The organism is Mycobacterium sp. (assembly GCF_035314905.1).
Classification (GTDB): Bacteria; Actinomycetota; Actinomycetes; order Mycobacteriales; family Mycobacteriaceae; genus Mycobacterium.
Map to the genome: position 1 here is coordinate 1 of NZ_DATFYW010000152.1, position 9,156 is coordinate 9,156.

General features: G+C 67.3%; 9 protein-coding genes and 2 pseudogenes. 4 read left to right on the forward strand and 7 right to left on the reverse strand.

The genetic code is table 11. The features are described from left to right. A pseudogene (locus tag VKG81_RS13055) lies at window positions 1-169 on the reverse strand (oxidoreductase); the annotation flags it as partial. A gap of 38 nt (window positions 170-207) precedes the next feature. Between VKG81_RS13055 and VKG81_RS13060 the strand changes: the two are divergent. Together VKG81_RS13060 and VKG81_RS13065 are read left to right on the forward strand one after the other, a co-directional pair. Beyond that, window positions 208-705 carry a DUF1990 family protein gene (locus VKG81_RS13060; protein WP_414685262.1) on the forward strand — a complete coding sequence of 166 codons (498 nt, stop codon included), beginning with the start codon at window positions 208-210 and terminating at the stop codon, window positions 703-705. 278 nt (window positions 706-983) lie between these two features. Beyond that, complete coding sequence (locus VKG81_RS13065; protein ID WP_324396531.1) at window positions 984-1,475, forward strand: MarR family winged helix-turn-helix transcriptional regulator; 492 nt, start codon at window positions 984-986, stop codon at window positions 1,473-1,475. A gap of 60 nt (window positions 1,476-1,535) precedes the next feature. Here the strand turns inward: VKG81_RS13065 and VKG81_RS13070 are convergent, their stop codons facing one another. After that, entirely contained in the window at window positions 1,536-2,066 is a 531-nt protein-coding gene (locus VKG81_RS13070) for a hypothetical protein (protein WP_324396532.1), read from the reverse strand. Between the two features lie 421 nt (window positions 2,067-2,487). Here VKG81_RS13070 and VKG81_RS13075 point away from each other — a divergent pair, with 421 nt between their 5' ends. Beyond that, window positions 2,488-3,195, forward strand: coding sequence for a GAF and ANTAR domain-containing protein (locus VKG81_RS13075; RefSeq protein WP_324396534.1), 708 nt, complete (start codon window positions 2,488-2,490; stop codon window positions 3,193-3,195). A gap of 109 nt (window positions 3,196-3,304) precedes the next feature. After that, window positions 3,305-4,192: a DMT family transporter gene (locus tag VKG81_RS13080; protein ID WP_414685261.1), complete on the forward strand. Its 888-nt coding sequence runs from the start codon at window positions 3,305-3,307 to the stop codon at window positions 4,190-4,192. Between the two features lie 205 nt (window positions 4,193-4,397). On the opposite strand, the gene VKG81_RS13085 is transcribed toward VKG81_RS13080, so the two are convergent. The 5 genes and pseudogenes from VKG81_RS13085 to VKG81_RS13105 form a co-directional block, all read right to left on the reverse strand. Further along, entirely contained in the window at window positions 4,398-4,838 is a 441-nt protein-coding gene (locus VKG81_RS13085) for a Rieske (2Fe-2S) protein (protein ID WP_324396545.1), read from the reverse strand. A gap of 45 nt (window positions 4,839-4,883) precedes the next feature. Then, a pseudogene (locus tag VKG81_RS13090) lies at window positions 4,884-6,062 on the reverse strand (molybdopterin-dependent oxidoreductase); the annotation flags it as partial. 167 nt (window positions 6,063-6,229) lie between these two features. Further along, window positions 6,230-7,264 carry a DUF3060 domain-containing protein gene (locus VKG81_RS13095; protein WP_324396536.1) on the reverse strand — a complete coding sequence of 345 codons (1,035 nt, stop codon included), beginning with the start codon at window positions 7,262-7,264 and terminating at the stop codon, window positions 6,230-6,232. Between the two features lie 54 nt (window positions 7,265-7,318). Continuing rightward, window positions 7,319-8,188 (reverse strand): hypothetical protein, encoded by an 870-nt coding sequence (locus tag VKG81_RS13100; RefSeq protein WP_324396538.1) that lies wholly within the window; start codon window positions 8,186-8,188, stop codon window positions 7,319-7,321. A 288-nt stretch (window positions 8,189-8,476) separates the two neighbouring features. After that, the coding region (locus tag VKG81_RS13105; RefSeq protein WP_324396539.1) for an alanine:cation symporter family protein at window positions 8,477-9,156 on the reverse strand (680 nt) is incomplete at its 5' end.

Here is a 9,156-nt window from a genome sequence, read left to right on the forward strand (position 1 = left end):
CGAGTTCGACCGCGCGGCGCAGCACGCGGATGCATTCGTCGTGGTCGTCGGGCGGCCCCCAGACACCCCTGCCCGTTAGCCGCATCGCCCCGAACCCGAGCCGGTTGACGGTGAGGTCGCCGCCAAGGGTGAATGTTCCCGCCGCTTGAGCGACAGTGTGTGTGGTCACGTTCTCGACCGTACGCCCACACCGTGGAGATGAACCTGATGGATCTCGCCCCGCTGGCCGCCGCGCCGTTCACCTACCGTGAGATCGGTGCGACCGCCGGTGAGCTGCCCGACGGGTATCACCATGCCCGTGAGTCCGCCGTCATCGGGCGCGGCCGCGAACGGTTCGAGTCCGCGGGCGCAAAGGTGATGCGGTGGGGCATGCTGCGGGGCGCGGGGCTGGGGGTGACGGCAAGCAGTGAGGTCGCCGACGTCGGCTCCGTCGTGATCGTGCGGCTGGGCCCGGTGGCCGCGCCGTCGCGGGTGGTCTACGTCGTCGACGACGACAACGAGCGCGGGTTCGCCTACGGCACGCTGCGTGGGCACGCCGAGTCCGGCGAAGAAAAGTTCGCGGTGCGCTACGACCCGGTCACCGATGAGGTCCATGCCGAGGTGACGGCGTTCTCTCGGCACGCGACCTGGTGGAGCAAAGCCGTCGCTCCGCTCACATCCTTGCTGCAGCGCGTCGTCATGAAGCGCTACTTGTCCGCGGTGTAGCCGGCGGTTTGCCGTCATCCGCGTGGCCGGCGCGCTCTGCCACGTCGCGACCCTGCCCGGTATTGTTCAGTGCGCTGAATAACTTAACTGTCGGACCAAATCCCACACGATTCGGGGTAATGGATTTAGCGACCGCGGCGCTGTTGGCGTATAGGCTCCGCATTTGCGACGGTCGCGCCGCCGATCAACCGACACTGACCGGGTCGGGGCTTGCCGAGCCCACCGACCGCCGGTGTCCAGCAGGGCTGCGGCACCAAACGCCTACGGGAGGCTGTGGTTTGGCCGAGGATGTGGAGAGTTGGCCCACCGGGCGGCTGTTGTCCACCGCTGCGCGCCTGGTGGAACACTCGTGGGAGGCGTTGTTGCGCGAGCACGGGGTGACACACGCCGGCCTGATGGCCCTGCACTGCCTGCTAGCGGGATCGCTCTCCCAGCGGGCGTTGTCTCACGCCTGCCGGGTGACTGATCAGACCATCAGCCGCACCCTGGACCGGCTGGATCGAGCCGGATTCGTCACCCGCGCCTCCGATCCCGACGACGAACGGCGCCTGCTGGTCTCCATCACCGCTTCGGGCCGCGCTGTGCACGAGCAGCTGATCGGCGCCCAACGCGCCGATGCCATGCTCGCCGCGGCCGTCTCCGACCCGGTGGCGCTGCGCACCCAGCTCATCGAACTGGTCACCACCCTCGGCGGTCCCGATCCCCGCCGCCACCACAGGTCAGCGTCGACCGATCGCCCGGCATCCGACGGCCGCCTCAGTACGGGCTAACGGTCGCCTGCCGGTCCCAGCGAACACCCAAATCCGCTGTCGGCAGGGTTCCCGGGTCGATCAGTTCGGGGGCGTCTGGTACCAGGCGTGAACGTCGGCGATGGTGGCGGCGGTGGCGTTCACGATCGGCGCGCTGCGTTGTTCGTCCTGCCCGGTCACCATCACGAATCGGCTGGGTGCGGCCCCGGTGACGATCAATGTGTAGGTCCCGGGCTGGGCGGCTGAGGTGGTTTGGGCCAGGGTGAGATAGGCCGTCTGGGAGAACGGCTCAAAGAAGTAGGTCCGCTCGCCGTTATCAAGAAGCATGGACTGCCCTGCCGGGTCCTGAACGTTCAACTGCGGCAGCGCCTGCTCGGCGAGTCCGGTTTCGGGGGGTAGGTCGGGGATTAGCAGCTCGGCATGGAACTGATCGCCGGTTGCCAGCTGCACCCGCACCACCTGGGTATCGCCCGGATTTTCGGTACGGCCATAAAACGCGAATGACGTGGTTCCCGTCGGCACCAACGGGCTGTTTTCCTCGGCCGCAACGGTGTCGCCGGGATTGAGCACCACGGGAATATGCGCGCTGGCCGGGCCGGCAGCCGCCAGCAACGCCGCCCCGGTAACCGCGACCACACCGCCGCGCCGGAGCTGTCGCCACATAGCCTGCCACCGCCGGCCCTTGACGTCCGCGCGCGAACTGCCGAGCCGCCAGTGTCCAGACATTGTCGGCCCCCTCCCGGGTAGGCCACCCCGTCGATGTCGTACGCCAAACATTCAGCCCCCTCGAGGAAACGTTCAGCAGGCTGATGATGTATCACTGTGCCCCGGTGACCGCTCCGTGGCAAGGGGTCGCAACCCACGCCCCAGGCGCAGCGTCTCCTTGGCGGTATCGGTTCAGAGATCGATGCGGTAGCCCCGGCGGGGCCGGGCCCGGTCACAGTGGTTCGGCCAGGGCAATAACCGACGGCGGCCCCCCCGCGGGGTTAGCGTTGAAGGCGCAACGTGCCGGGATTTCAAGACAGGAAAATAGGTGACCGATCCGCTGGAGGCCCACGCCGCGCATCGCCGCATCGCGGACATCGTGCGCTCGCTGCACGACCGGCCGGAGGCCGACTCCGACACCGTCATCGCCGAGCTCACCGAACACGCCGCGGTGGAGATACCGGGGGCGCAGTACGCGGGCGTGACCGTCACGACCAACAACAAGACCGTTGACACGCCCGGGGCCTCCCACAAGTACGCGATCGTTCTGGACGCGATTCAGCAACGGCACCAGCAGGGACCGTGCCTGACGTCGGCCTGGGAACACAAGTCGATTCACATCGCGGATCTCGAAAAGGATTTCCGGTGGCCGGCGTACCGCCTGGACGCGCTCGCCGAGACACCGATCCGCTCGATCATGGCGTTCCAGCTGTTCATCGCTGACCAGTCGATGGGCGCGCTGAATGTCTACGCCGAGGAACCGCACGCGTTCAGCGACGAGAGCGAGGAGGTCGGGCTGATCTTCGCGACTCATTCCGCGCTGGCATGGAATTCGGCCCGCCGCGACGAACAGTTCCGTGAGGCGCTGGCGAGCCGCGACATGATCGGCCAGGCCAAGGGCGTGATCATGGAGCGCTACGGGATCCCCGCGGTTCAGGCGTTCGAGATGCTCAAGAAGTTGTCCCAGGACTCCAACGTCCGGCTGATCCAGATCGCCCAGGAACTCCTGGACAAATCGAGGCCGACGGCCCGCTAGCCGCGCCTACGCGTGATAGTCGATGTCGGCGCGACCGGCGGCGGTGTGGCTTACGTTGGATCAGGTAATCGTTGGGTACCCGTTGACCGCGGGTGCGTTCGGAGGTGTGATGCCGCAGGGTCTGGTCGTGTTGCTGGCGTTGCTCGCCGCAGTGTGTTCGGCGATCGGCATCGTGATCAGGCAGCGGGCCACCATGGAGGTTCCGGCCGACCGGGGCGTGAGCACCGCGATGCTGGCGACGCTGGTGCGCAAGCGGCTCTGGTGGGCCGGCACCGCCGCGGCGGTCATCGGGTACGCATGTCAGGCGTTGGCGTTGACCCACGGCTCGCTGTTGCTGGTGCAGCCGTTGTTGGTCTCGTCGCTGCTGTTCGCGTTGCCGATCAGCGCGTGGCTCGCGGATCGACGGGTCACAGCCGGCGAGTGGACGTGGGCCTTGGTCCTCACGGTCGCGTTGGCGGTGTTTGTGCTCGTGGCCCAGCCCCGGCCCGGCCATTACCGGTCGCAGCCGGCCACGTGGATCGCGGTGACGATCATCGTGGTGCCGCTGGTGCTCGTGTGCGTCACGGTCGCGGCCCGCACCTCGGGCCGCCAGCGGGCGGTCCTGCTCGCGGTGGCGGTCGCGGTGCTGTTCGGCGTGGTCGCGGTGCTGACCAAGATCACGATGCACGAGCTGGCTGACGGCGGGGCGTCGGCGGTGCTGACGATTCCTGCGCCGTACCTGCTGATCCTGCTCGCAGCCCTGGCAACGCTGCTGCAGCAGTCCGCGTTTCACGCGGGGGCACTCAAGATGTCGGTGCCGACGATGCTGGTGCTCGAGCCGCTCGTCGCCGTGTTGCTCGGGGCGTTCGTCCTCGGTGAGCACTTGGCGCTGTCGGGGCCGGCGAGCGTGGCAATGCCCGTCGTCGTTGTCGCGATGGTGGCGGCGACTATCGCCCTGGGCCGCGACGAGGGCGCCTATGAGGAGCAGCTGGAGGCCGCGGTCGTCCGGCGGTCTTAGCGGCGCGTCGCACGCGGATATCGAACGGGCATGCGACAGTGGAGCTATCGCAGTGATGAGGCCTCACCCCAACGGCGGCATACCGCCGTGGTGCGACCCTTTCATCCTCTCGTTCGAGGCGTATCGGCGGCTGCTGCTGCTGCGCCTGCGGTGGCACGCGAAGTCAGCGGCCACACCACGACCGGGCCGCCAGCGCTGGCGGTGGTCAGGCATGAACGTCGGCGTCGACGCTGACCCGGATCGCTCCGGCGTTGTCGACGCGGGTCCGATAAGCCGTGACGCCGGCGCCGCCGTCGGAGACCTCGCATCCGGTCGCGAGGTCGTAGGTGTGATTGTGCAGGGGGCAGATCACCACGCGGTCGTCGGCCAGTCCGTCGGCCAGGGGACCGCCACGGTGGGGGCAGACGGCGTCTAACGCCCGCAGCGACCCGTCGCGCAACCGGAACACGGCGATCTGACGGCCGTCGACGGCGTACGCGCGACCCTCGCCCACCGGGATGTCGTCGACCGGGCCGAGGATGACCTCATTCATCGCACCGGCACCTGCGGTAGTGCGATTAGCGGCAGCGACGGCGGATTGGCCAGGCGTCGCGGGCTTTACGCCGTCTTGCCAGGGGTCGCGGTATGAGTCCACGGACTTCTGCATCCGCGCATCGAGGCCGGCGGCGATGCGTTCGCTGTCGTCGACGACGACGGCCCGGATCTTATCGATGCCCACCCGCGGCACGAAGGCGTAGGTGCGCTCCAGCCAGTTCGCGTTCTCGCGGTAGTACTGCAGGGACCGGCCGGTGAGCGTGATGACCTCTTCGTGTCTGTCCACCGTTGCGAGCAGGTCGCCCGTGCGGATGTGCGAACCCGCCGCACCTCCCACATAGATCTCCCAGCGGCCGCCCTGCCCGTTACCTTGGCCGGTGATGGTGGCGAAGCCCGAATACGGCCGGCCGGGCAGGCCCAGCGCCAGGGCGAGGTTGATGAACGCCTGGACGGTGTCCGTGCCCGAGCTGTGTTGTTCTGCCCCGCGGGCGGTCAGGATCATCGCACGCTTGGTGCCGGCCGGCAGGCGAGCGGCGTTGACGATGTCCGCCTCGGGCACCCCGCTGATCCGTTCGGCACGGTCCGGCCAGTACAACCGGGCCACCCGGCGAACCGCTTCGAATCCCGTTGTGCGCTCGGCGATGTACGTTTCGTCGATGAGCCGCTCGCGAACGGCGACGTTGAGCATGGCGTTGGCCAGCGCCAAGTCGGTGCCGGGTACCGGCTGCAGATGCAGATCGGCGTTTCGTGCTGTCGCGGTTAGCCGAGGATCGACCACGATGTGCACGGCGCCATGCGGACGTCCTTCTTCGAAGAACTGCATCGCGGGCGGCAATGTATCGGCCGGATTGCTTCCGACCAGGAGTATCACGTCGGCTTGCGCGATATCGGCCAGCGGGAAGGGCATGCCGCGGTCGATCCCGAATGAACGGATCGAGGCGGCGGCCGCGGAGGACATGCAGAACCGGCCGTTGTAGTCGATGGCCGAGGTCCGAAGCGCAACACGTGCGAATTTGCCCAGTTGGTAGGCCTTCTCGTTGGTCAGGCCGCCGCCACCGAAGCACCCGACCGCATCACGGCCGTATCGCTGCTGGGTGTGCTCGACCGCATCGACGATGCGCTCGAGGGCCTCGTCCCACGTCGCCGGGCGCAACTGCGATGTTCGGGTGTCGCGCAGCAGCGGCTGCGTCAACCGCTCGGGGTGGTGCAGTAGCTCGGCGGCGGTCCATCCCTTGGCGCACAGGCCCCGACGGTTGGTCGGGAAGTCGTTCTGCGGCGCAAGCGTGACCGGCGCGGTCGACACGTCGAGGGTGATGCCGCACTGCAGCGAGCAGTACGGGCAGTCCGTTTCACCAGCGAGGCGCTTCGCCGACGCTCCATCACACCCCCATCACCGTTGCCGCTTGGGGGCCAAACTGACGCCGTGTTTCCGAAATGTTGCACCTGATTGTCGCCGTGAATACAGGAACAGCCGATCAGCGAATGCGGGTGTGTGAGCGGAAGTTAACGCTGTTTGACGACGTTGGAGATGCCTTCGTTGTCGATGCGCGGCGACCCGGTCTGGTAGGTGACGACGTTCGCGACCCCTGAGGTGGTGATGACGTCCGCGTTCTCGATGTTGACGCGGTTGCTGTGGCCGGAGACGGTGACGCTGGCGCAGTGACCGGTGATCGTGACCCTGTTGGTGATACCGCTCACGGTGACCGAGCCTGTGTCACACACGACCGTCTTCTGCTGACTGTTCCCGCTCACTTTGTCGGTGCTGCCCGCGCCGACCTTGACGGGTCCACCCAGGGTGGGGCGGAATCCGCTCGCGGCGAGGACGGCCAGTGTCAGCCAGCCCACCACGATCAGCAGCCAGCAGGCCGAGCCGATTTTCAGCCGGCGCCGAAGCTTGCCGGTCCAATCGCCGGCCTGGTCGCGGTCGAGGTCATAGGCAAATGCGGTCACGCATAGTGCCCGCGACGGCTGGCGTTGATCGGCGAGGATGACGCCGTCGACATACTCACGTCCGGTGACGACGAGTTCGCCGCGGTAGCCGGCCACCTCGTAGCGGACCCGGGTCTTGGTGTTCGGCCCACTCCACCGTTGGCGTGTCACCGTCCAGTCGTGGGCGACCGGCAGGAACACGTTGTACCAGGTGGTTCCGCTGTAGTAAGTCGCCTCCGAGATCAGTTCGGTGCCCACGACGTTCGCGACCACACCCCATCGGAGCAGCGTGATCCGCTTCATCGCCGACCGCAGGTGGAGGGCGTAAATCCCGACGAGGGTGAGCACGGCGGCCAGCGCGAATGCCTTGGGGTATCCGAACCACACCGCGATGGGCACGGCGCCGACCATGAGGAGGGTCCATACGTACCACCACCGGAACGGCAGCGCCTCGGTTAGCAGGAAGCTGACGGGGACTCGTCGCGGCGGTGGCGCAAGGTCGTTTCCGCCGGCGGCTGTGGCGGGCTCCCGGTGTGCCGCGGCGGCCTTGGCGGCCGCCGGTTCGCGCTCGAGCTCGGCGACACGGTCGTCCGGATCGTCCGGCTGCATCCGCGAATGTTCCCACAGCTTGCTGGGAGGTGGCGTCGAATCCCCCGGGCCCGCTCACGCGTTGTCGAGGCCGGCTCGGAGCAAGTCCCATGCGAGATGCCGAGCTTCTGCGGCCCTCTGGTGCATGAGGCGCTGTACGGGTGGGATGGGATTGGGCTGGGGCGCCCGTCCGTCGACTACGGCACCATGAACATCCTCCGCTATACGGATCGCCATCAGCACCGCTTCGTTGACGCGGTTCAGCGCCGCATGCAGGCGGTCGTCCACGACCAACAGGTGGGCATTGCCGAGCTCCACCGAGAAGTCGTTCACGACCTGACCGATCTGCTCGAAGATGGGGTTCATTGCCTGCTCCCGCTCTTCGCGGTCCGCGATGCACAAGATGCCCGCGCCCTGGTTCCACAACGTGGCGAGCATCTGGGTGTGGGCGCTGACGGCGCGCGATACGTCGATCACGGCTTGTTTTTGTTGCTGTTCCACGAGGTGGGTGCGCTGCACGCGGGCCAGCTCCCGTTGCGCCTGCATCTCGACCTTGTGCAGCTCGCGAGCTTGTGCCAACTCCTGGGCTGAACGCGCCTCGGCGGCTGCCAGCGCCGTTCGCAGCCGTTCGGCGGCCTCGGCGGCGTCCCGCTTTGCCTGGCGCTGAATATTGAGGGTCTGCCACAAGGCCACCGCGACGGCGGCGAACACGCCGGCGCCGGAGAACCACTCCGCCTTGGTTCCGACTGCCCAGCCACTGAAGACGGTCACCCAGAGGATGACAAGTCCGGTCGCGACACCGCAGGCCAGCCAGCCGACAGCGCGCGAACCGTGCCGGGCGGGCTGAGTGGAGTTGCTGAGTGCGCCGCGCTTTGCCGCCTCAGCGGTCCCGGTCAGTTTTACTGGTCCGATCATCCTGGCCTCTCGTTTTTCCGAGCGTCCCACGGTGCGGGTTGAGGGTGGACGGGCGTCCACAGACTCTGCCGCACGGAGCGAATCTAGGGGTCGCGCGCAGATATGGCTCATCCGGGGGATGCGACTGCCGCCCGCCCACGGTGAGGCTGATGCCCACTAGACCTGGCCGTGCCAGGGCCGTGAGCGCCCCCGCCCCGGCAGCGACGGGACGAAACTCGTGAGGATCGGAGAGAAACGGGGTGCCGCTCGCCCAGCCTGCCGAGCCGGGCCCCGCCACGCATCACTCGATCAAGTGAAGCCGGCGGGCGTGGCCCTCGCTCACGCGCTGACGTCCTGACCGCTGCCCGCAAGTCCCCGCTCACTTGGCGCCCACACATCGCCGGGAAGACTTCCCGGCAAAGCGGGCCTGTCGGCAACGAAAACCGGGTCCCTGCCCTCGGCTGACTGACGATGGAAATCGCTGAGCGCGGCGAACGCCCACTTGCCGAGCAGGCAGATCGCGACCAGGTTGACGATGGCCATCAGTCCCATCGCCACATCAGCAAGCGCCCAGACCGCCGCCAACTTGGACATGGCGCCGAAACCGATGGCAATGAGCACCAGCATCCTGAAGACGTTGATTACCCGGTGTTTGGCGCCGAGGAAGAACAGATTGATTTCGGCATAAACGTAGTTGCCCAGCACCGAGGAGAATGCGAAGACGAACACCAGCACGGTCATCAGTCCGGTGGTCCACGATCCCAGCCCGCTGGCGATCGCCGACTGGGTAAGCGTTGCTCCTTCGATCTTGCCGGCGCGAGCGCGATCGTACACGTCGGGGCCTGACACGAGGATGATGAATGCCGTTGCCGAACAAACGATCATGGTGTCGACGAATACGCCCAGCGACTGGATCAGGCCCTGTTTCACCGGATGCGAGACCGTGGCGGTGGCCGCGACGTTGGGCGCGCTGCCCATACCGGCCTCGTTGGAGAACAGGCCGCGCTTGACGCCGTTGA